At 69.6% G+C, this 20578-nt stretch carries 22 protein-coding genes; 6 read left to right on the top strand and 16 right to left on the bottom strand.

All coding sequences use genetic code 11. The features are described from left to right. Positions 1-33: 33 nt before the first annotated feature. The 4 genes from L3078_RS31330 to L3078_RS31315 form a co-directional block, all read right to left on the bottom strand. Positions 34-2685, bottom strand: coding sequence for a PT domain-containing protein (locus L3078_RS31330; RefSeq protein WP_239757305.1), 2652 nt, complete (start codon positions 2683-2685; stop codon positions 34-36). 275 nt (positions 2686-2960) lie between these two features. Next, complete coding sequence (locus L3078_RS31325; protein WP_005480213.1) at positions 2961-3284, bottom strand: STAS domain-containing protein; 324 nt, start codon at positions 3282-3284, stop codon at positions 2961-2963. 198 nt (positions 3285-3482) lie between these two features. Continuing rightward, positions 3483-4331, bottom strand: coding sequence for a 3-hydroxyacyl-CoA dehydrogenase family protein (locus L3078_RS31320; RefSeq protein ID WP_239757304.1), 849 nt, complete (start codon positions 4329-4331; stop codon positions 3483-3485). Between the two features lie 129 nt (positions 4332-4460). Next, complete coding sequence (locus L3078_RS31315) at positions 4461-5102, bottom strand: TetR/AcrR family transcriptional regulator (protein WP_239757303.1); 642 nt, start codon at positions 5100-5102, stop codon at positions 4461-4463. A gap of 101 nt (positions 5103-5203) precedes the next feature. Between L3078_RS31315 and L3078_RS31310 the strand changes: the two genes are divergently transcribed. From L3078_RS31310 to L3078_RS31300, 3 genes are read left to right on the top strand one after another with little or no spacing between them, the layout of a single operon-like run. Further along, complete coding sequence (locus tag L3078_RS31310) at positions 5204-5986, top strand: ABC transporter ATP-binding protein (RefSeq protein ID WP_239757302.1); 783 nt, start codon at positions 5204-5206, stop codon at positions 5984-5986. A 19-nt stretch (positions 5987-6005) separates the two neighbouring features. Continuing rightward, positions 6006-6755: an ABC transporter permease gene (locus tag L3078_RS31305; RefSeq protein ID WP_239757301.1), complete on the top strand. Its 750-nt coding sequence runs from the start codon at positions 6006-6008 to the stop codon at positions 6753-6755. 13 nt (positions 6756-6768) lie between these two features. Beyond that, positions 6769-7341, top strand: coding sequence for a cob(I)yrinic acid a,c-diamide adenosyltransferase (locus tag L3078_RS31300; protein WP_239757300.1), 573 nt, complete (start codon positions 6769-6771; stop codon positions 7339-7341). Positions 7342-7357: 16 nt separating this feature from the next. On the opposite strand, the gene L3078_RS31295 is transcribed toward L3078_RS31300, so the two are convergent. Both L3078_RS31295 and L3078_RS31290 read right to left on the bottom strand, forming a co-directional pair. Next, the gene (locus L3078_RS31295) at positions 7358-7573 is read right to left on the bottom strand and encodes a DUF5708 family protein (protein ID WP_239757299.1); all 216 of its coding nucleotides are present in this window, start codon (positions 7571-7573) and stop codon (positions 7358-7360) included. Then, positions 7570-8160, bottom strand: a complete 591-nt coding sequence (locus L3078_RS31290) for a hypothetical protein (protein WP_239757298.1) — start codon at positions 8158-8160, stop codon at positions 7570-7572. The genes L3078_RS31295 and L3078_RS31290 overlap by 4 nt, the downstream gene beginning before the upstream one ends. 153 nt (positions 8161-8313) lie before the next feature. Between L3078_RS31290 and L3078_RS31285 the strand changes: the two genes are divergently transcribed. The 3 genes from L3078_RS31285 (at position 8314) to L3078_RS31275 (ending at position 12113) form a co-directional block, all read left to right on the top strand. Next, entirely contained in the window at positions 8314-9501 is a 1188-nt protein-coding gene (locus tag L3078_RS31285) for a sensor histidine kinase (RefSeq protein ID WP_239757297.1), read from the top strand. Then, positions 9498-10139 (top strand): response regulator, encoded by a 642-nt coding sequence (locus L3078_RS31280; RefSeq protein ID WP_239757296.1) that lies wholly within the window; start codon positions 9498-9500, stop codon positions 10137-10139. The genes L3078_RS31285 and L3078_RS31280 overlap by 4 nt, the downstream gene beginning before the upstream one ends. A 150-nt stretch (positions 10140-10289) precedes the next feature. After that, complete coding sequence (locus L3078_RS31275; RefSeq protein WP_239757295.1) at positions 10290-12113, top strand: glycoside hydrolase family 18 chitinase; 1824 nt, start codon at positions 10290-10292, stop codon at positions 12111-12113. Between the two features lie 77 nt (positions 12114-12190). On the opposite strand, the gene L3078_RS31270 is transcribed toward L3078_RS31275, so the two are convergent. The 10 genes from L3078_RS31270 to L3078_RS31225 all read right to left on the bottom strand — a co-directional run bounded on the left by L3078_RS31270 (position 12191) and on the right by L3078_RS31225 (position 20576). Next, entirely contained in the window at positions 12191-12643 is a 453-nt protein-coding gene (locus L3078_RS31270; protein ID WP_239757294.1) for a DUF2550 domain-containing protein, read from the bottom strand. A 133-nt stretch (positions 12644-12776) separates the two neighbouring features. Further along, positions 12777-13151, bottom strand: a complete 375-nt coding sequence (locus tag L3078_RS31265; RefSeq protein ID WP_239757293.1) for a F0F1 ATP synthase subunit epsilon — start codon at positions 13149-13151, stop codon at positions 12777-12779. A 130-nt stretch (positions 13152-13281) separates the two neighbouring features. Continuing rightward, positions 13282-14718, bottom strand: a complete 1437-nt coding sequence (atpD, locus tag L3078_RS31260; protein WP_239757292.1) for a F0F1 ATP synthase subunit beta — start codon at positions 14716-14718, stop codon at positions 13282-13284. After that, positions 14718-15632: a F0F1 ATP synthase subunit gamma gene (locus L3078_RS31255; protein WP_239757291.1), complete on the bottom strand. Its 915-nt coding sequence runs from the start codon at positions 15630-15632 to the stop codon at positions 14718-14720. The genes atpD and L3078_RS31255 overlap by 1 nt, the downstream gene beginning before the upstream one ends. A 21-nt stretch (positions 15633-15653) precedes the next feature. Further along, a complete protein-coding gene (gene atpA, locus L3078_RS31250; protein ID WP_215449029.1) occupies positions 15654-17249 on the bottom strand; it encodes a F0F1 ATP synthase subunit alpha in 1596 nt (531 codons plus the stop codon). 134 nt (positions 17250-17383) lie between these two features. After that, positions 17384-18199, bottom strand: coding sequence for a F0F1 ATP synthase subunit delta (locus L3078_RS31245; RefSeq protein ID WP_239757290.1), 816 nt, complete (start codon positions 18197-18199; stop codon positions 17384-17386). Further along, complete coding sequence (locus L3078_RS31240) at positions 18196-18744, bottom strand: F0F1 ATP synthase subunit B (RefSeq protein ID WP_239757289.1); 549 nt, start codon at positions 18742-18744, stop codon at positions 18196-18198. Before L3078_RS31240 ends, L3078_RS31245 begins: the two co-directional genes overlap by 4 nt. A gap of 40 nt (positions 18745-18784) precedes the next feature. Then, entirely contained in the window at positions 18785-19018 is a 234-nt protein-coding gene (gene atpE, locus L3078_RS31235) for an ATP synthase F0 subunit C (RefSeq protein WP_143636214.1), read from the bottom strand. A gap of 76 nt (positions 19019-19094) precedes the next feature. Next, complete coding sequence (gene atpB, locus L3078_RS31230) at positions 19095-19865, bottom strand: F0F1 ATP synthase subunit A (RefSeq protein WP_184903689.1); 771 nt, start codon at positions 19863-19865, stop codon at positions 19095-19097. A gap of 273 nt (positions 19866-20138) precedes the next feature. Next, complete coding sequence (locus tag L3078_RS31225; protein WP_239757288.1) at positions 20139-20576, bottom strand: Cg1360 family ATP-synthase-associated protein; 438 nt, start codon at positions 20574-20576, stop codon at positions 20139-20141. Positions 20577-20578: the final 2 nt, after the last annotated feature.

Genomic DNA, 20578 nt, shown 5'->3' with positions numbered 1-20578 from the left:
GCCACCGTACGCGGGACCCGCGGCCCGCCGCCGTCAGGCCACGGCGTCGGCCGGAGGCTCGGGCTCGGTCGCCGAGGCGGTCGTCGCCGTCGGGGCGGTGGCGGTGTCGGTGGTGCCGGGGGGCGGCGGGTCGTCGGTCGGATCGCCGGTCGGGTCGTCGGTCGGATCGCCGGTCGGGTCGTCCGTCGGATCGCCGGTCGGGTCGTCCGTCGGATCGCCGGTCGGGTCGTCCGTCGGATCACCGGTCGGGTCGTCCGTCGGCGTCGGCTTCGGGGACGTCTTCGACGGCGACGGCGACGGCTTGTCCGACGCCCCCGTCGTACCGCTGGGGTCGTCCGACGGCTCCGCCGTGTCGGTCGGCGTCGGGTCGTCCGATGTGCCGTAGGTGCCGTCGGGGCCCGGGTCGGTCGGTTCGGGCAGGGTGCCCGGGGTGTCGTTCTCGTCGCCCGCCTTGGGGCGGTCCGCGACGAGGCCGCCGTCGTCGACGCCCTCGCTGGCGGAGGGGTTGACGCCGACCCGCTCGGCCGGGGTGTCGCCGTTGCGGTCGGAGGTGGCGCCGAGGGTGACGACGGTGCCCAGGACGGCGGCGAGGAGCGCACCCGCCCCCGCCGCGACCAGGTTGCGCCGGGCGCCGCCGACCAGGCTCTTGAGGCTGCTCAGCCGGTGCGCGGGCGACCTGGAGCCGACCCGCTGGGTGACGAGCGTCGTCTCCTTGGCCGCCGGCGTCGGGGAGACCCCGCCGCTTCCGGCCACCCCCCACGCCCCCGAGCCGGTCACCGCTCCGAAGCCGGTCCCGTTCGAACCCGTCGCCCCGGATCCGGCACCGCCGAGGCCCGTCGCCCCGAGGCCGACGCCGGCCGAGGTGGCCGACGGGTACGCGGACGGCACGCCTCCGGGCGGCGAGGCCGACTCCTCGTGACGGGCGTCCGGCACCTCCTCCCCCGCCGCCGTGCGCCCGCCGGGCGGAGTCGCCCCGGAGCGGTCGGCGACCAGGGCGAGGGCCCGGCGTCCGGCGACGGTGCCGCGCTTGTCGGCGAGGACGTTGCGCAGGCCGATGGAGGCCTCCAGCTCCGCCCGGGCCCGCTCCAACTGCCCGGAGCAGAGCGCGAGGACGCCCAGCTCATGGTGGAAGTAGGCCTGTTCGCCGGTCTCGCCGGCGAGACCGGCCGCCTCGGCACCGGCCCGCAGCGCACGCTCCCACGCGTTCCAGCGCAGCCCGGCGGCGAACGCGGGCGCCGCCTGCCGGGCCAGCACCACGGCGGCGCTCTCCTCGTCCTCGCCGGGCGGTGTCGTCGCGGGCACGAGCGCGGTGAGGGCGGCCAGGACGGCGTCCGCCTCGGCCGAGACCCGCTCGGGGGTGACCGAGGGGTGCCCGGCCCACCAGGCGTAGTGCTGGGCGGCGGTGTGGGCGCGCGCCTCGGTGTCGTCGGCGTACCCGGCGGCCTCCAGCTGGGTCCGCACCCCGGCGGCGAGCCGGTAGCGGGAGCCGACAGGTGTCACCAGGGCGCAGCCGACCAGCTCGCCGAGGGCGGCGTCGGCGTGGGTGTCTCCCACCAGGGCGGGCAGGTGCGCCTGGTGCGGGATCTCCCCGCCGAGCGCGACGGCGAACCTGAGGGTCTCGCGGGCGGAGGCGCTCAGCCGGGAGGCGAGCAGCGCGGCGGGCGCGGCCCCCTCGGCGAGCGACGGCAGGGGCAGGTCGGGACCGTCCGGGACGGCGTCGAAGGGCGCGTCGACGGGCGGCGCCTCCTGGAAGACCCCGAACTCGTCGACGGCCTCCGCGCCCGCCCGCAGCCGGTCCCGCTGCCTGAGCAGCGCACCGGCCTGGGTGAAGCGCAGCGGCAGTCCCTCGGACTCGAACCAGAGGTCACCGGCCCAGTTCGCCTCGTCCTCGGTGAGCGGCCGCCCGACGACACGCTCCAGGAGCTCCTCGCTGCCGGCCCGGTCGAAGCCGCCGAGGACGATCTCCTCCAGGGGTGCGTCGGCGGACGGCAGGGGGGTGTCGTGGGTGGCGCCGATCAGGAAGGCGCACTCGGGGGTGGCGTCGAGCAGTTCGTCGAGCGCGATCCCGCCGAACTCCAGGTCGTCCAGGACGACGACCGCGCCGATGTCCCGCACGATGTCGAGGATCTGCTGCCGGGCGGGCCGGAACAGCGGTGTGCTGTACACGGCTGCGAACAGTTCGTACAGCAGGTCGTCGACCGTGCGCCGGAAGCCGCTCAGCCGGACGACGCCGTCGGGGGCGAGATCCGCGCAGTCCTCGGCGACCGCGTCGAGGAGGGTGGTGCGACCGGAACCGGGTGCTCCGGTGAGGCGCACGGAGCGGCCGCGCGCGAGCAGCCGTACGAGGCGTGCTCTCTCCTCGTCGCGCTGGAGCAGCGGCAGTCGGGGCAGCGAGGGGCCCGGGGGCACCGGCGGCCGGGCGGCGCGGTCGATGGCGTCGCGCTCGGCGGGTGTGTGCTTGACGGGCTGACCAGGCGCTTCGTGCGGTGGGCAGTTCTCTATCTCGCTGCCGTCGACGGGGTTGACGGTGAGCAGGAAGTCGCCCGAGACGAGCTGGACGGTGCGGGCGAGCGCCGGGGCGTGCCGGTCGAAGTCCTGCGTCAGCGCGTCCCGTGGCGGACGCTTGCTCTGCGCCTGTGCGTCGTCATGGCCGTACTCTTCGGGTCCCCGGTTGTTCGGGTCCATCGGTCCTAGCCCCCCAAAAGCGTCTCGTGTGCTGGAGCCCCTCCCGGCCGTGTCGCACACCGCGCTGTCGCTTCTGGTCCGGAACCCGCTCGAGGGTAGCTGGCAGCGGGCAGCCGAACCCTAAACCTTCGCACAGTATCTCCGACAGTCCGGGGTCCCGCGCCGTCCGAGACATCACAGTCTCGTGAGGATTGCGAACGTGGTGCGTTTCGCCCACATGGTCCCCACGGGTGCCCCGCACACACAGAGCCATACGTACGGGCCCGTACACGCGTTCACACTCTGGGCAATGACTCCAGACCGATTCCGCCCTCGATCGCGAGGATCCGGTGCAGCCGGGTGGCCACGAGCAGCCGCTGCATCTGCGGTGGCACCTCGCGCAGCACCAGCCGCCGTCCGCACCGTCCCGCCCGCCGGTGGGCTCCCATGATCACCCCGAGTCCGGTGGCGTCCCAGGAGTCCAGCTCTGACAGGTCGAGCACCAGGTCGCCGGCTCCGTCGTCGACGGCCGAGTGCAGGACCGTACGGGCGTCCGCCGCGCTGCGTACGTCGAGGCGGCCCCCGACGACCAGCTCGGCGTGGTCGCCCCTGATGTACATAAGCGCTCCCGTGAGTGCGTCTCGTACTCCGTGATCTGAGTGATGCAACGTCTGACGGTGTTCGACACCGCCAGGTTGCCGTCTGTGAGCGAACCGATACCGAATTCACCTCAAGGGGTGAGGCCGGAGAGGCTCATGCGTTCACATGCGTGGGAGGGGCCGCCCGTGACACGCGCGCCGGCGTCAGCCGGGTCCGCGTCAGTAGGTGTAGAAGCCCTGCCCGCTCTTGCGGCCGATGTCACCGGCGTCCACCATCCGGCGCATCAGCTCCGGAGGGGCGAACTTCTCGTCCTGCGACTCGGTGTAGATGTTGCTCGTGGCGTGCAGCAGGATGTCGACGCCCGTCAGATCGGCCGTGGCCAGCGGCCCCATCGCGTGGCCGAAGCCCAACTTGCAGGCGAGGTCGATGTCCTCGGCGGTGGCGACGCCCGACTCGTACAGCTTCGCCGCCTCGACGACGAGGGCGGAGATGAGACGGGTCGTCACGAAGCCGGCGACGTCCCGGTTGACGACGATGCAGGTCTTGCCGACCGACTCGGCGAACTCCCGTGCGGCGGCGAGCGTCTCGTCGCTCGTCTTGTAGCCGCGCACCAGTTCGCAGAGCTGCATCATCGGCACCGGCGAGAAGAAGTGGACGCCTACGACCCGCTCGGGACGCTCGGTGGCCGCCGCGATCTTGGTGATCGGGATGGCGGAGGTGTTGGAGGCGAGCACGGCGTCCTCGCGGACGATCTTGTCGAGCGCCCGGAAGATCTCGTGCTTGACCTCCAGCTTCTCGAAGACGGCCTCGACGACGATGTCCGCGTCGGCGGCGGCGTCGAGGTCGGTGGTGGCGGTGATCCGCCCCAGCGCCGCCTCGGCGTCCTCGGCCGCCAGCTTGCCCTTGCTCACGAACTTGTCGTACGACGCCCTGATGCCGCCGATGCCACGGTCGAGCGCCTCGTCGGTGACGTCACGCAGGACGACGTCCCAGCCCGCCTGAGCGGACACCTGGGCGATCCCGGACCCCATGAGTCCGGCTCCGATCACGGCGAGCTTCCGTGCCACTGTGCGACTCCCCTGGTACGCGCTGTCGATGACTGACCTCTCGGCCGGACACTAGCGCTCGTGAGGGGCTGTGTGACCGCTTAGTAACGCGAGTCACGTCTCAAAGGACGGACATCACACCGGCAGCACTCACTCGAAGGGTCGTACGGCGTAGTTGAGCACCTTCTCGCTCAACAGCCCCTCCATGCCGTCCAGAAGAAGAAGCACCTCTCGTGACACTTCGCCCGGATTGCGCCCGTCGAGCATCTCGCGCCCGATGACGGCCATCACCGTCTGGTGGACCCAGTTGATCTGACCCGCGATCAGGGTGGGCAGCGGGTCGTCGGGGGCCGCGCCGGTCTCCTCCCGGAGGGCCGCCTCCAGGTTGTCCTGGACCTCCTGCTGGATGCTCCACAGCCGGGACCGCAGCGCGGGCGCCTCGTGGATGGCCTTCATGAAGCGGTCGTAGCCCTCCATCAGACCGACACGCGGCGAGACCGCCTCGACCTCGGCACGCAACTCGCGCAGCACCGCGGCGACCGCCGACTCACCCCGATCGCGACGACGCACCCAGCGGGCGAGCCGGTCGACGATGCCCGCGCTGCGGTCGAAGAAGAGGTCCTCCTTCGCGGGGAAGTAGTTGTAGACCGTGTTCACGGAGACGTCGGCGGCCTCTGCCACCTCCGCGATGGTGACGGTCACGAAGCCGTGCTCCAGGAACAGCCCGGTGGCGATGTCCGAGATCCGCTGCCTCGTCTCGCGCTTCTTGCGCTCCCTGAGCCCCTCTGCCATGGGCACATCGTAGGTCGCCCCGCCGGGCGACGACGTTTCCCTGGTGCCACTGAAAACTTGGTGGCATTGCAAATTTTCAGTGACTCTGTTTTTGTGGGGTCATGCCCATCATCAGTGCGGCCGGACTGAGCCGTACCTTCCAGACGAAACGCGGCCCCGTCGAAGCCGTGCGCGGAATCGACCTGACCGTGCGCCCCGGCGAGATCCTCGGCCTCCTCGGCCCGAACGGCGCGGGCAAGACGACGACCCTGCGCATGCTCACCACCCTGCTGCCCCCGACCGGCGGCGCGGCCACGGTCGCGGGCCACGACCTGGCGACCGACCCCTCCGGAGTGCGCCGGGCCTGCGGCTATGTGGCGCAGTCGGGCGGGGTGGACCCACAGGTCACCGTGCGGGAGGAACTGGTCACCCAGGGACGGCTCTACCGCCTGACGAAGAGCCAGGCCACCGAGCGAGCCGAGGAGTTGGCGCGAGAGCTGGACCTCACCGAGCTGCTGGAGCGCAAGTGCGCCACGCTCTCCGGCGGTCAGCGGCGCCGTCTCGACATCGCGATGGCGCTCACCCACCGGCCCCGAGTCCTCTTCCTGGACGAGCCGACGACCGGACTCGACCCGGCGAGCCGCGCCGACCTATGGGAGTTGGTCCGCCGGCTCCGCGACGAGCACGGCACCACGGTCTTCCTGACGACGCACTACCTCGACGAGGCGGACGCCCTCGCCGACCGGATCGTCGTCGTCGACCAGGGCCGGGTCGTGGCGGACGACACCCCGAGCGCGCTCAAGCTGAAGCACGGCGGCTCGATCGACGCCACGCTCCAGGACACCTTCCTGGCCATCACCGGGCGCGGCCCCTCCCCCGCCGACACCACCCCCGTAGCCGTCTAGAACCGGTCCGAGGACTCCCATGCTTCTTCACGACACCGCGCTGATCTTCGGGCGGTACGCCCGCCAGACCCTGCGCTCCCGCTTCGCGATGCTGTTCGGCGTACTGATGCCGCTGCTGTATCTGCTCTTCTTCGGCCCGCTGCTCACCGAGGTGCCGCTCGGCTCACGGGGCAGCTCCTGGCAGGTGCTGGTGCCCGGCCTGCTGCTGCAACTGGGCCTGTTCGGGGCCTCGTTCGCGGGCTTCATGGTCATCCTGGAGAAGCAGACCGGGGTGATCGAACGCATGCGCGTCACCCCGGTGAGCCGGCTCGCCCTGCTGCTGGGCCGGGTGCTGCGCGACGCGGCGGTCTTCGTCTTCCAGGCGGTGTTGCTGGTCCTCGTCGCTCTCGTCATGGGACTACGGGCACCCCTCGCCGGCGTCCTGATCGGCTTCGCCTTCGTGGCCGCGCTGACCGTCTCGCTCGCCTCGCTGTCGTACGCGCTCGCCATGAAGGCGCGTTCCCAGCACGAGTTCGGCCCGGCGGTCAACGCGCTGACCATGCCGTCGATGCTCCTGTCGGGTCTGATGCTCCCGATGTCGCTGGCCCCCGGCTGGCTGGACGTCCTGTCCCACTTCGTACCGTTCCGCTATCTGGTGGACGCGATGCGGGACGCGTACGTCGGCGCGTACGCCACCTCGGCCATGCTGTACGGCGTTCTGGTGGCCGTCGGGCTCACGGCCGTCTCCGTGACGGTGGGCACACGGGTCTTCCGGACGGCCGGGGCGTAACTACGCTGGTCGCATGGTCAATCTGACGCGCATCTACACCAGGACCGGCGACCAGGGCACCACCAACCTCGGCGACATGAGCCGGGTGCCCAAGACCGATCCGCGGATCTCGGCGTACGCGGACGCCAACGAGGCCAACGCGGCGATCGGCACGGCGATCGCGCTGGGCGGACTGGACGAGGAGATCGTCAAGGTCCTCGTGCGGGTGCAGAACGATCTGTTCGACGTGGGCGCCGACCTCTCCACCCCCGTCGTCGAGAACCCCGAGTTCCCGCCCCTGCGGGTCGAGCAGTTCTACATCGACAAGCTGGAGGCCGACTGCGACCGCTTCAACGGGGAGCTGGAGAAGCTGCGCTCCTTCATCCTGCCCGGCGGCACCCCCGGCGCGGCCCTGCTGCACCAGGCCTGCACGGTGGTCCGGCGGGCCGAGCGCTCGACCTGGGCCGCCCTGGAGACCCACGCCGACGGGATGAACCCCCTCACCGCGACCTACCTCAACCGCCTCTCCGACCTCCTGTTCATCCTCGCGAGGACGGCGAACAAGGAGGTCGGAGACGTGCTGTGGGTGCCGGGCGGGGAGCGGTAGCCGCCCCCTCCACGGTCTAGGACCGCGTCCCGCGAGCCCGCTGGTAGAGGCCCGTGGCGATGAGGACGCCCCCCACGCACATCATCACCACGCCGACCTTGGTCAAGGTGACGACCGGGACCTCCACCCCCTCGGTGAAGAGCCACAGCACCAGGCCGATCACGAGGGTGGCGGCCCCTTCCACCAGGTTCCGTGTCGCCCGGCCGACCGTCCCGTCCATCGCGGCGCTCATCGTCCGATCCTCTCCTTCGCGTACCCGGAGTCCCGGTCCCCGCCCTTCGGGGCCTCCGGCTCCTTCTTCGGCCAGATCGTGTAGGCGAGGGCGACCAGACCGTGGATGCCGGCGGCCCGGAGGGCCACCCACTGGAACGACCTCAGCGAATCGACGTTCCCGTCGTCGCCGACGTACCAGACGGCCAGCTGGAGCAGGGCCAGGGCGATCCCCATCGCCACCAGCGTCCGCGTCCACAGCCTGCCCTCGTGGCGGGCCCGGGCCAGGCCGTACTTCGGCGGGCCCTGCGGCTTGGGCCCGCCGGCCAGGCGGTGGGCCGCGTGACCGTCCAGCCACGTGATCATGTAGTGGCCGTAGCCGACGGTGAAGCCGATGTAGAGCGCGGCCACCCCGTGCTCCCAGCTCGGCTCGGCGCCGTTCTTCAGGTCGATCGCGGTCACGACGAACAGCACCAGCTCCAGCACGGGCTCGCAGAGCAGCAGCACGACACTGGCCCGGCGCTTGTTCAGTAGGTAGCGGACGGCCAGGGCCAGTGCCAGCAGGACCCAGAAACCGACTTCGCAGGCGATGATCAACGCGACGATCACGACTCGCTCCTCTCGTTCACCCTTCCAGGCTCCCGGCGAGCGACCCCCGATACGTCGTCGGCGGTGACGAAGTGCCGGTACATCGAAAGATGCAGTCCAGGACCGTTCCCGGGCACCAGGCGCCGGACCCCCGTCCCGTGTTGGATGGAGGGCATGGCCGTCACACCGCCCCGCCCGCACCGGATGGACCTGTGCATCGCCGCCGCCGGACTCCTCGGCGGCCTGCTGCTGTGGGTCTTGGGCCTCGACACCCGCACACCCCGCGACGGCATCGTGGTGTTCGAGAGCCACTGGTGGGTCCTGCCGCCCCTGGTCGTGACGGCGGGCTGCGAGGCGCTGCGCCGCGTCATGCCCCGCACGGCCCTGATCGTCGGATGGGCCGCGCTGACCCTGGACACCATGACCCAGGGCAGCCTGATCACGGTCCTGATGTTCACCGACCTGGTCTACGCGGCCGTCCTGTACGGCCCGCCCGCCACGGCCCGCCGGGTGCCCTGGATCGCCGGGCTGGTGACCGTCGCCTTCACCGTGGTCCCGCTGACGGCCTTCCGGGATCCGGAGGCGCTGCTGATCGGCGTGGTGGTCGGCCTGGTCTCCCTGATGCCCGCCGGCACCGGCTGGATCGTGCGCAACCACCGTGACGCCGCCGAGGCGGCCCGGCTGCGCGCGGAACAGACGGCCCTGCTGGCGGAGATGGACCGGGCCCAGGCCGTCGTGTCCGAACGGGCGCGCATGGCGCGGGAGTTGCACGACATGGTCGCCAACCACCTCTCGGCGATCGCGATCCACTCCACGGCCGCGCTGTCCCTCGACGACCCGGACACCTCCAAGGAGGCCCTCGGGGTCATCCGCGAGAACAGCGTGGCGGGGCTGGCGGAGATGCGCCGGCTGATCGGCATCCTGCGGGATTCGAGCGACGACACCGAACCGTCCGTCGCACCCACACTCGACGGCCTCGAATCCCTCGTCGCGGGCGCCCGCACCAACGGTCTCGACGTCACCCTGGACGCCGACCACGCCGAGACCCTCCCCGCCCCCGTCGAGCTGGCGGCCTACCGCATCGTCCAGGAGTCGCTCACCAACGCGCTCAAGCACGCCGCCCCCGGCCGGGTCACCGTCGCGCTGCGCCGGGCGAACGGCTCCCTCGACATCGCCGTGACCAGCCCGTACGGCGATCGCGACGGCCCGAGCGCCCCCGGTTCCGGCGCCGGTCTGGTCGGGATGCGGGAGCGGGTGGCCCTGCTGGGCGGCACCTTCGAGGCGGGTCCCGAGAGCGCGCGGCACGGCAAGATCTGGAGCGTACGCGCCGCGCTCCCCGTCACCGAAGGAGAACCCGCATGATCCGTGTGCTCGTCGCCGAGGACCAGTCCGCCGTACGGGCCGGGCTGGTGCTCATCCTGCGCAGCGCGCCGGACATCGAGGTGGTCGGGGAGGCGGCGGACGGCGAGCGGGCGGTCGCGCTGGCGCGGGAGCTGCGGCCGGACCTGGTGCTGATGGACGTGCAGATGCCACGCCTGGACGGGGTGTCGGCGACCCGGCAGGTGGTCGCCGAAGGGCTGGCCGACGTCCTCGTCCTCACCACCTTCGACCTCGACGAGTACGTGTTCGGGGCACTGCGGGCCGGCGCCTCCGGGTTCCTGCTGAAGAACACGGAGGCGAGGGACCTCATCGAGGCGGTACGGACGGTGGGGCGCGGCGAGGGTCTGATCGCCCCGGCCGTCACCCGACGGCTGATCGCGGAGTTCGCCGCCAAGCCCGTACGGGAGCCCGCGGTCGATCCGTCCGTCCTCGACTCCCTCACCCGGCGGGAGCGGGAAGTCCTCTCCTGTCTGGGCGAGGGCCTGTCGAACGCGGAGATCGCCGGTCGCCTGGACATGGCGGAGGCGACGGTGAAGACGCACGTCAGCCGTCTGCTGGGGAAGCTCGACCTGCGCAGCAGGGTGCAAGCGGCCGTGCTGGCACAGGAGTTGCGGGTCTGACCTCGACACGGCCCGCCAGGAGACCCGGCCGGGGTGCCAGGCGTGAGCGCACTGGTCCAGACCCATTGACCTATGGTCCAGACCTTTCTATTCTCAGCCACACTGCGCCACGTCATGCTCATGATCAAGACACCCCACAAGGAGGCGCACATGCGCTTCAGGCACAGAGCCATAGCGGGTCTCGCGACCCTCCTCCTCCCCCTCGCCGGCCTGGTCGGTCTCGCCACCCCCGCGCAGGCGGCCACGGAAGCGACCGCCACCTACGCCAAGCCCCAGGACTGGGGTTCCGGTTTCGAAGGCAAGTGGACGGTGAAGAACACCGGCACCACGACCATCAGCTCCTGGACCGTCGAGTGGGACTTCCCCTCCGGCACGACGGTCACCTCCGCCTGGGACGCGGACGTCACCTCCTCCGGCACCCACTGGACCGCCAAGAACAAGTCCTGGAACGGCACCCTCGCCCCCGGCGCCTCCGTCTCCTTCGGTTTCAACGGGAGCGGCTCAGGCTCCCCGGCCAACTGCAAGCTCAACGGCGCGAGTTGCGACGGCGGCCCCAGCGTCCCCGGCGACGCGGCACCCTCCGCCCCCGGCACCCCGACCACCTCGGACGTCACCGACACCTCGGTGAAGCTGAGCTGGCGCGCCGCCACCGACGACAAGGGCGTCAAGAACTACGACGTCCTGCGCGGCGGCACCAAGGTCGCCACCGTCACCGGCACCACCTACACCGACACCGGCCTGAGCGCCGGCACCGACTACTCGTACACCGTCCAGGCCCGTGACACCGCCGACCAGACCGGCCCGGTCAGCGGCGCGGCGGCCGTCCGGACCACCGGCGGCGGCACGAACCCGAACCCGGGCTCGAAGATCAACCTCGGCTACTTCACCGAGTGGGGCGTCTACGGCCGCAACTACCACGTGAAGAACCTGGTCACCTCGGGCTCCGCCGCCAAGATCACCCACATCAACTACGCGTTCGGCAACGTCAAGAACGGCCAGTGCACGGTCGACGACACCTACGCCGCCTACGACAAGGCGTACACCGCCGACCAGTCCGTCAGCGGCACCGCCGACACCTGGGACCAGCCGCTGCGCGGCAACTTCAACCAGCTCCGCCAGCTCAAGGCCAAGTACCCGCACATCAAGGTGCTGTACTCCTTCGGCGGCTGGACCTACTCCGGCGGCTTCGGCCAGGCCGCGCAGAACCCGGCCGCGTTCGCCAAGTCCTGCAAGGCCGTGGTCGAGGACCCGCGCTGGGCGGACGTCTTCGACGGCATCGACATCGACTGGGAGTACCCGAACGCCTGCGGGCTGACCTGCGACACCTCGGGCCCGGCGGCCTTCAGGAACCTCTCCCAGGCACTGCGTGCCGAGTTCGGCGCGAACTACCTGGTCACCGCCGCCATCACCGCCGACGGCTCCTCCGGCGGCAAGATCGACGCGGCCGACTACGGCGGCGCCGCCCAGTACCTCGACTGGTACAACGTGATGACGTACGACTACTTCGGCGCCTTCGACAAGGACGGCCCGACCGCCCCGCACTCCCCACTGACCTCGTACTCGGGGATCCCGCAGGCCGGCTTCAACTCCGCCGACGCCATCGCCAAGCTGAAGTCGAAGGGCGTCCCGTCCGCCAAGCTGCTGCTCGGCATCGGCTTCTACGGCCGCGGCTGGACCGGTGTCACCCAGTCCGCCCCCGGCGGCACGGCGACCGGCGCGGCCCCCGGCACCTACGAGGCGGGCATCGAGGACTACAAGATCCTGAAGAACTCCTGCCCGGCCACCGGCACGATCGCCGGCACGGCCTACGCCCACTGCGGCAGCAACTGGTGGAGCTACGACACCCCGTCCACCATCGCCGGAAAGATGACCTGGGCGAAGAACCAGGGCCTGGGCGGCGCCTTCTTCTGGGAGTTCAGCGGAGACACGACCAACGGAGAGCTGGTGAACGCGATCAGCAACGGGCTCAAGTAGTACCGAGCAGTACTAGGCCACATTGACGCTCCCCCAGACTTCGTCCGGGGGGACCCCCACCCAGCGAGTGAAAGTGGCTACGCCACATTCACTCGCTGTCCGGGCGGGGCTGCCTCCAGCCACGCGAGGAAACCGGTCAGCGCGTCCTCGCTCATCGCCAGCTCCAGCCGGGTCCCGCGGTGCAGACACGCGAGGATCACGGCGTCGGAGAGGAGCGCCAGCTCCTCCTCGCCCTCGGGGGTGCGACGCCCGGCCACCTCGATCGAGGCACGCTCCAGGACGCGGCGGGGGCGGGGCGAGTACGAGAAGACGCGGTACCACTCGATGCGGTCGCCGTTGTAGCGGGCGACGCCGTACCCCCAGCCCTTGCCGCTCTCGTCGCTGCCGGGTTTCTCCGGCGCGTCCCAGCGGAGGCTGCAGTCGAAGGTGCCCCCGGAGCGCTGGATGAGGCGTCGGCGCAGTCCGAAGACGAAGAGCCCGACCACCACGAGCGCGATCACCGAACCGCACACAGTCAGAGCGAGGACCATCGACACCGACCTCCTCGTCTCCTAGGTAACGAAACGTAAAAAACACCCATATTCGCCTCAGCCGCGGCTGGGTCGGGATGAGGACATCCAGACCCAGCCGCGGCTGAGGTACAGCATCACACGGCGTCTGCGCTCAGCGCGCACCCGCCGTACGCAGTCGTACATCCGCGCGGCGCTCGGCGGCGGCATCGCCCTCCGCCTTCGCGCGCTCCAGCTCCTGCTGGGCGCCCTGGACGTCGATCTCGTCGGCCAGCTCGGCGACCTCGGCCAGCAGGGACAGCTTGTTGTCCGCGAACGAGATGAAACCGCCGTGCACAGCGACGACGACGGTGCCGCCCTCACTCGTACGGATGGTCACCGGGCCCGACTCCAGCACACCGAGCAGCGGCTGGTGACCGGGCATGACGCCGATGTCGCCGGACGTGGTCCGCGCGACGACCAGGGTGGCCTGGCCCGACCAGACCTCTCGGTCGGCCGCGACCAGCGCGACGTGCAGCTCAGCAGCCAAGGTGGCTCCTCGGGTCACCACCCGGCGCCTCGGCCGGGTGTTGGGTCAATTCTAGAGGGAGTACAGAGGGGGGCGGGACGCACCCCATGAGGTGTGGCCTCGCCCCCCACTGATCACGATGTGCCTGACGTCAGCTGACGCCGAGCTCCTTCGCGTTCTTCTTCAGGTCCTCGATACCACCGCACATGAAGAACGCCTGCTCCGGGAAGTGGTCGTACTCACCGTCGATGATCGCGTTGAACGCGGCGATCGACTCGTCCAGCGGCACGTCCGACCCGTCGACGCCGGTGAACTGCTTGGCGACGTGGGTGTTCTGGGACAGGAAGCGCTCCACGCGACGGGCACGGTGGACGACGAGCTTGTCCTCCTCGCCGAGCTCGTCGATACCGAGGATCGCGATGATGTCCTGGAGGTCCTTGTACTTCTGCAGGACCGACTTCACGCGCATCGCGGCGTTGTAGTGGTCCGCCGCGATGTAGCGCGGGTCCAGGATGCGGGACGTGGAGTCCAGCGGGTCCACGGCCGGGTAGATGCCCTTCTCCGAGATCGGACGGGAGAGAACCGTCGTCGCGTCGAGGTGGGCGAAGGTGGTGGCCGGGGCCGGGTCGGTCAGGTCGTCCGCGGGGACGTAGATCGCCTGCATCGAGGTGATCGAGTGACCACGGGTCGAGGTGATGCGCTCCTGGAGGAGACCCATCTCGTCGGCCAGGTTCGGCTGGTAACCCACCGCGGAGGGCATACGGCCGAGCAGGGTCGACACCTCGGAACCGGCCTGGGTGAAGCGGAAGATGTTGTCGATGAAGAACAGCACGTCCTGCTTCTGCACATCGCGGAAGTACTCCGCCATGGTCAGACCGGCGAGGGCCACGCGCAGACGGGTGCCCGGCGGCTCGTCCATCTGGCCGAAGACCAGCGCGGTCTTGTCGATGACGCCGGACTCCGACATCTCCTCGATGAGGTCGTTGCCCTCACGGGTGCGCTCACCGACACCGGCGAACACGGAGACACCGTCGTGGTTGTTGGCGACGCGGTAGATCATCTCCTGGATGAGCACCGTCTTGCCGACACCGGCACCACCGAACAGACCGATCTTTCCACCCTTGACGTACGGGGTGAGAAGGTCGATGACCTTGACGCCGGTCTCGAACATCTCGGTCTTCGACTCGAGCTCGTCGAAGTTCGGGGCCTGGCGGTGGATGCCCCAGCGCTCGCCCGTGTACTGCTCGTCGACGTTCAGCACCTCACCGAGGGTGTTGAACACCTTGCCCTTGGTGAAGTCGCCGACCGGCACGGTGATGGAGGCACCGGTGTCGGTGACCGGGGCCTGGCGGACCAGACCGTCGGTGGGCTGCATGGAGATGGTGCGGACCAGGCCGTCACCCAGGTGCTGGGCGACCTCCAGGGTCAGCGTCTTCAGCTCGCCGGCGTTGGCCGGGTCGGCCACCTCGACGTGAAGGGCGTTGTAGATCTCCGGCATCGCGTCGACGGGGAACTCCACGTCGACGACCGGGCCGATGACCCGGGCGACGCGGCCCGTGGCAACGGCCGTCTCAGAAGTCGTCGTCATTACTTGTCACTCCCCGCGGTCGCGTCGGAAAGGGCTGCGGAGCCACCGACGATCTCGCTGATTTCCTGGGTGATTTCGGCCTGGCGGGCCGCGTTGGCAAGGCGGGAGAGCGTGTTGATCAGCTCGCCCGCGTTGTCGGTCGCCGACTTCATCGCGCGGCGGGTGGCGGCGTGCTTGGAGGCAGCCGACTGCAGCAGCGCGTTGTAGATGCGGCTCTCGACGTAGCGCGGCAGCAGGGCGTCGAGGACGTCCTCCGCCGACGGCTCGAAGTCGTACAGCGGGAGGATCTCGCCCTTGGGCGCCTCCTCCGCGACCTCTTCGAGGCTGAGCGGCAGCAGACGCGCGTCGAGCGCCTGCTGCGTCATCATCGAGACGAACTCGGTGTAGACGATGTGGAGCTCGTCCACGCCGCCGTCCGCCGTCTCCTTCTCGATGGCCTCGATCAGCGGGCCCGCGACCTTCTTGGCGTCCGCGTACGTGGGCTCGTCGGTGAAGCCGGTCCACTGCTCCACGACCTTGCGCTCGCGGAAGTTGTAGTGGGCGACACCGCGGCGGCCGACGATGTACGTGTCGACCTGCTTGCCCTCGGCCTCGAGGCGTGCCGTCAACTTCTCCGCCGCCTTGATGGCGTTGGAGTTGAAGGCACCGGCGAGACCGCGGTCACTCGTCAGCAGCAGCACTGCGGAACGCGTGACCTGCTCGGCCTGCGTGGTCAGCGGGTGCTTGGTGTTCGAACCAGTGCCCACCGCCGTGACCGCGCGGGTGAGCTCGGTCGCGTAGGGCGTGGAGGCCGCCACCTTGCGCTGCGCCTTGACGACGCGCGAGGCGGCGATCATCTCCATCGCCTTGGTGATCTTCTTGGTCGCGGTGACGGATCGGATGCGACGCTTGTAGACCCGGAGCTGAGCTCCCATGAGTCAGGTCCCTTCCTTACGTCACTTGGAGACGTTGACGGCCGGAGCGTCCTCGCCGAGCAGCTTGCCGTCCGCGGTCTCGAACTGCTTCTTGAAGTCGGCGATCGCGTCCGCGACAGCGGTCAGCGTGTCGTCCGAGAGCTTGCCGCCCTCCTTGATGGAGGTCATGAGGCCCTGCTCCTTGCGGTGCAGGTACTCCAGCAGCTCCTTCTCGAAGCGGCGGATGTCGGCGACCGGCACGTCGTCCATCTTGCCGGTGGTGCCGGCCCACACGGAGACGACCTGGTCCTCGGTGGACATCGGCTCGTACTGGGCCTGCTTCAGCAGCTCGACCATGCGCTGACCGCGCTCCAGCTGCGCCTTGGACGCGGCGTCCAGGTCGGAACCGAAGGCGGCGAACGCCTCCAGCTCACGGAACTGGGCGAGGTCCACGCGCAGACGGCCGGAGACCTGCTTCATCGCCTTGTGCTGGGCGGAGCCACCGACACGGGAGACGGAGATACCCACGTTCAGCGCGGGGCGCTGACCGGCGTTGAAGAGGTCCGACTCCAGGAAGCACTGGCCGTCGGTGATGGAGATGACGTTGGTCGGGATGAACGCCGAGACGTCGTTGGCCTTCGTCTCGACGATCGGCAGACCGGTCATCGAGCCCGCGCCCAGCTCGTCGGAGAGCTTCGCGCAGCGCTCCAGCAGACGGGAGTGCAGGTAGAAGACGTCACCCGGGTAGGCCTCACGGCCCGGCGGGCGGCGCAGCAGCAGGGACACGGCGCGGTAGGCGTCGGCCTGCTTCGAGAGGTCGTCGAAGATGATGAGGACGTGCTTGCCCTCGTACATCCACTGCTGACCGATGGCCGAACCGGTGTAGGGCGCCAGGTACTTGAAGCCGGCCGGGTCGGACGCCGGGGCGGCGACGATGGTCGTGTACTCCAGCGCGCCGTTCTCCTCCAGCGCGCGGCGGACCGACGCGATGGTCGAGCCCTTCTGGCCGATGGCGACGTAGACGCAGCGGACCTGCTTCTTCGGGTCGCCCGAGCGCCAGTTGTCGCGCTGGTTGATGATCGTGTCGACGGCCAGGGCGGTCTTGCCGGTCTGGCGGTCACCGATGATCAGCTGACGCTGACCACGGCCGATCGGGGTCATCGCGTCGACGGCCTTGTAGCCGGTCTCCATCGGCTCATGCACCGACTTACGGGCCATGACGCCCGGGGCCTGCAGCTCCAGGGCACGACGACCGCTGGTCTCGATCTCGCCGAGGCCGTCGATCGGGTTGCCGAGCGGGTCGACGACGCGGCCGAGGTAGCCCTCGCCCACCGCGACCGACAGGACCTCGCCGGTACGGGTAACCGGCTGACCCTCCTCGATGCCGCTGAACTCACCGAGGACGATGGCGCCGATCTCGCGCTCTTCCAGGTTGAGCGCGAGGCCGAGGGTGCCGTCCTCGAACTTCAGCAGTTCGTTGGCCATGGCCGAGGGAAGACCCTCGACCTTCGCGATGCCGTCGCCGGCAAGGGTGACCGTACCGACCTCCTCGCGCGAGGCCGCGTCCGGCTTGTACGACTGGACGAAGTTCTCCAGCGCGTCCCGGATCTCCTCCGGCCGGATCGTGAGCTCCGCCATCTGGGTTCCCTGCTCTCCTTGTTGGGCCCGAAGTTTCACTTGGGGGGATGGGGACTCCCCCCTGAAAGAGGTGAATCCTCTGCACGGCCCAACCGGGCCGCAGACATACGTACGTACTGCTATGAAGTTGGGTACTAGCTCGCCAGGCGGCGGGCGGCGTCCTCGAGTCGGTCCGCGATCGAACCGTTGATGATCTCGTCACCGACCTGCACCCGGATCCCGCCGAGGACACCGGGGTCCACGTCGAGGTTGAGGTGCATCGGGCGGCCGTAGAGCTTCGCCAGGGCGGCGCCGAGGCGTCGCTTCTGCGGGTCGCTCAGCGGGACCGCCGAGGTGACGACGGCGACCATGCGGTCCCGGCGCTCGGCGGCGAGCTTGGACAGGGACTCGAGTCCCCCCTCCAGGCTACGTCCACGCGGTGCGGTCACGAGGCGCGTCACCAGACGCTCGGTGGTGGCCTTGGCGCGGCCGCCGAGCAGGCTGCTCAGCAGCGCGCCCTTGGCCTGGCCACCCGCGGCACGGTCGGTCAGCGCGGACCGCAGCTCGGTGTTCGAGGCGACGATCCGGCCGAAGCGGAACAGCTCGTCCTCGACGTCGTCGAGCGTGGCCGACTGCTGCGCGGCCGTGAGGTCGGCGACGTCGGCCAGCTGCTCCAGCGCGTCCACCAGGTCGCGGGGCTGCGACCACCGGGAGCGCACCAGACCGGACACCAGGTCGACGGTGGTCGTACCGACCTGACCGCCGAGGATGCGGCCCACCAGCTCGGCCTTGGCCTCGCCGGACTGCGCCGGGTCGGTGAGGACCCGACGCAGCGACACCTCGCGGTGGAGCAGAGCGGTGACGGCGGCCAGCTCGTCGGCGAGCCGCGCCGCGTCCACGGACGTGGAGTCCGTCAGCGCGTCGAGGCGCTCACGTGCGGCTGCCAGGGCCTCGCGGCTCGCTCCGTTCATCGCGTGGCCTCGGCCTTCTCCTCGAGGTCGTCGAGGAAGCGGTCGATCACACGGCTCTGCCGGGCGTGGTCCTCCAGGGACTCACCGACGAGCTTGCCGGCCAGGTCGGTGGCGAGCTTGCCCACGTCCTGGCGCAGCGCCGAAGCGGCGGCCTTGCGGTCGGCCTCGAGCTGCGAGTGACCGGCGGCGATGATCTCCTCGCGCTGCCGCTGGCCCTCGGCCCGCATTTCGGCGATGAGCTCGGCGCCCTGCTCCTGCGCCTCCTGGCGCAGCCGCGCGGCCTCGTGCCGAGCCTCGGCGAGCTGGGCCTTGTACTGCTCCAGCACGCTCTGGGCCTCGACCTTCATGCGGTCGGCCTCTTCGATACCGCCCTCGATCGCGTCGCGGCGCTCTTCCAGAACCTTGTTGATGTTCGGAAGCGCCTTCTTCCAGAAGAAGAAGAACACGATGGCGAAGGCGATGGCGCCCACGAGCAGCTCGGGGCCCGGCGGGACGAGCGGGTTCTGCTCTTCCCCGGCCGCCAGCTGTACCAGGTTGGCGATCACATCAGTGCCTTTCGTTGAAAGGTTTGCTCGTCAGGGTTCGTCAGTTGTAGACGAACGGCATGACGATGCCGATGAGGGCGAGCGCCTCACAGAAGGCGAAGCCGAGGATCTGGTTGGCACGGATCAGGCCGGCGGCCTCGGGCTGGCGGGCCAGGGCCTGGGTGCCGTTGCCGAAGATGATGCCGACGCCGACGCCGGGGCCGATGGCGGCGAGGCCGTAGCCGATGGAACCGATGTTGCCTTCGACAGCGGCGAGGGTCTCAAGGGCAGCCATGCTGATTCTTCCTTCTCTTTCATGGACCGGCGGTGGTTGGCCACCGGACGTTCTGGGGGCGGGTGGAGCGCGTGACTCAGTGGTGCTCGGCGAGCGCGCCCTGGATGTAGGAGCAGGCGAGGAGCACGAAGACGTACGCCTGGACAGCCTGCACGAAGAGCTCGAAGAGGATCATGACGATGGTCATGATGAAGGAGACACCGGCCGCCGGGATCATCCAGCTGTTCAGCAGGTACCAGGAGGCGACGGTGAACATGACCAGCATCAGGTGGCCGGCGAACATGTTGGCGAACAGTCGCACCGCGTGCGTGAACGGGCGGACCAGCAGGTTCGAGAAGAACTCGATGATCACGACGAGCGGCAGCACCGGGCCGAGCGACTTGTCGTAGCCGGTGACGTTCTTGAAGAAGCCGACGAAGCCGTGCTTCTTGAAGGTCAGCGAGACCCAGACCACGTAGACGACCAGGGCGAGGACCATCGGGTAGGCGATGATCGACGACACCGGGAACTGGGCCAGCGGGATCACGGACCAGATGTTCATGATCCAGATGAAGAAGAACAGCGAGACCATCAGCGGGACGTACTTCTCGCCCTCCTTCCGGCCCAGCGTCTCGTAGACGATGCCGCGGCGTACGAAGTCGTAGCCCGCCTCGCCGATCATCTGCAGCTTGCCCGGGACGACCTTCGCCTTGCCGAAGGCGAGGGTGAAGAACGTGATCACCAGGAGAGTGGTGACGAGGGCGAGCAGCATCACCTTGTTGAACTCGAACCCGCCGACCGTGGCGATCGGCTTGAAGAGGAACGAGTGCAGGCCCGGAGCCGGGAAGCCACAGCCGTTGTCGGACATGATCCGACAGCTCCAGTCAAAGGCGAGCTGGGTCTGGTCAGCACTCACCACGGGCTCCTTCGGCGTGACGCATGGGTACGGCAACCTCGTTGTGTCGGCGCGGCGCGCAGCCGCGGGTCGGCACTGGACTGGTGTTACGGATGTGGGGGCGGCTGGGGGGCATCAAGCCTCGCGATTGAGCAGGCGTCAGCTCAGATGCCCGCGCCCGCGATGCCGCAGTTGGCACCGGACGATAGCAGGAGTTCGCACACGCCCTTATCCCGGCCCTACTCCTCACGACGAGTGCCCCGATTTTTCGGGCTTGTTGCCCGCCGGCGCATCGGGTTCGACATAGAGGATCTTGGCCTTCATGTGAGCACGTGTCTGTGCGGCGATCCACACGAGCGTGGTGCCGACCAGCGTGAACGCGAAGGCCCGAGGGTGGAACAGCGTGGTGTCCTTGAACGCGGACAGAAAGATGAACAACAGCAGAATCTGCGCCGCGTAAAGCATCAGGCCCATCATCTGGAACAGATGAGGAAGCGATTTGGCAGTGCGCTGCAGAACGTAGAGCCCGATTCCCATGAAGAGGATCGTGATCACCGCCGCCACGACGGCGCCGAGAGCCCCCTTGCCTCCGACGACGACACCGCTGACGACAGCGGCGATCGCGCCGGCGGCTGCCGTGGGTACGGCGGCCTGAAGGAGGGTCCGGACGTCATTGGACGGCATGG

This window comes from Streptomyces deccanensis (assembly GCF_022385335.1).
GTDB lineage: Bacteria > Actinomycetota > Actinomycetes > Streptomycetales > Streptomycetaceae > Streptomyces > Streptomyces deccanensis.
The sequence above is the reverse complement of the archived record's forward strand: the minus strand, read 5'-3'. Positions and strand labels throughout refer to the sequence as shown.

Excerpts from the sequence above, each read along its gene's own strand:
- L3078_RS31255 (WP_239757291.1), bottom strand. The coding sequence starts at position 15,632 with ATGGGAGCTCAGCTCCGGGTCTACAAGCGTCGCATCCGATCCGTCACC.
- L3078_RS31300 (WP_239757300.1), top strand. The coding sequence starts at position 6,769 with ATGGTCAATCTGACGCGCATCTACACCAGGACCGGCGACCAGGGCACC.
- L3078_RS31245 (WP_239757290.1), bottom strand. The coding sequence starts at position 18,199 with ATGAACGGAGCGAGCCGCGAGGCCCTGGCAGCCGCACGTGAGCGCCTC.
- atpE (WP_143636214.1), bottom strand. The coding sequence starts at position 19,018 with ATGGCTGCCCTTGAGACCCTCGCCGCTGTCGAAGGCAACATCGGTTCC.
- L3078_RS31325 (WP_005480213.1), bottom strand. The coding sequence starts at position 3,284 with ATGTACATCAGGGGCGACCACGCCGAGCTGGTCGTCGGGGGCCGCCTC.
- atpA (WP_215449029.1), bottom strand. The coding sequence starts at position 17,249 with ATGGCGGAGCTCACGATCCGGCCGGAGGAGATCCGGGACGCGCTGGAG.
- L3078_RS31315 (WP_239757303.1), bottom strand. The coding sequence starts at position 5,102 with ATGGCAGAGGGGCTCAGGGAGCGCAAGAAGCGCGAGACGAGGCAGCGG.
- L3078_RS31225 (WP_239757288.1), bottom strand. The coding sequence starts at position 20,576 with ATGCCGTCCAATGACGTCCGGACCCTCCTTCAGGCCGCCGTACCCACG.
- L3078_RS31305 (WP_239757301.1), top strand. The coding sequence starts at position 6,006 with ATGCTTCTTCACGACACCGCGCTGATCTTCGGGCGGTACGCCCGCCAG.
- L3078_RS31295 (WP_239757299.1), bottom strand. The coding sequence starts at position 7,573 with ATGAGCGCCGCGATGGACGGGACGGTCGGCCGGGCGACACGGAACCTG.
- L3078_RS31310 (WP_239757302.1), top strand. The coding sequence starts at position 5,204 with ATGCCCATCATCAGTGCGGCCGGACTGAGCCGTACCTTCCAGACGAAA.
- L3078_RS31285 (WP_239757297.1), top strand. The coding sequence starts at position 8,314 with ATGGCCGTCACACCGCCCCGCCCGCACCGGATGGACCTGTGCATCGCC.
- atpD (WP_239757292.1), bottom strand. The coding sequence starts at position 14,718 with ATGACGACGACTTCTGAGACGGCCGTTGCCACGGGCCGCGTCGCCCGG.
- L3078_RS31330 (WP_239757305.1), bottom strand. The coding sequence starts at position 2,685 with ATGGACCCGAACAACCGGGGACCCGAAGAGTACGGCCATGACGACGCA.
- L3078_RS31280 (WP_239757296.1), top strand. The coding sequence starts at position 9,498 with ATGATCCGTGTGCTCGTCGCCGAGGACCAGTCCGCCGTACGGGCCGGG.
- atpB (WP_184903689.1), bottom strand. The coding sequence starts at position 19,865 with ATGTCCGACAACGGCTGTGGCTTCCCGGCTCCGGGCCTGCACTCGTTC.
- L3078_RS31270 (WP_239757294.1), bottom strand. The coding sequence starts at position 12,643 with ATGGTCCTCGCTCTGACTGTGTGCGGTTCGGTGATCGCGCTCGTGGTG.
- L3078_RS31275 (WP_239757295.1), top strand. The coding sequence starts at position 10,290 with ATGCGCTTCAGGCACAGAGCCATAGCGGGTCTCGCGACCCTCCTCCTC.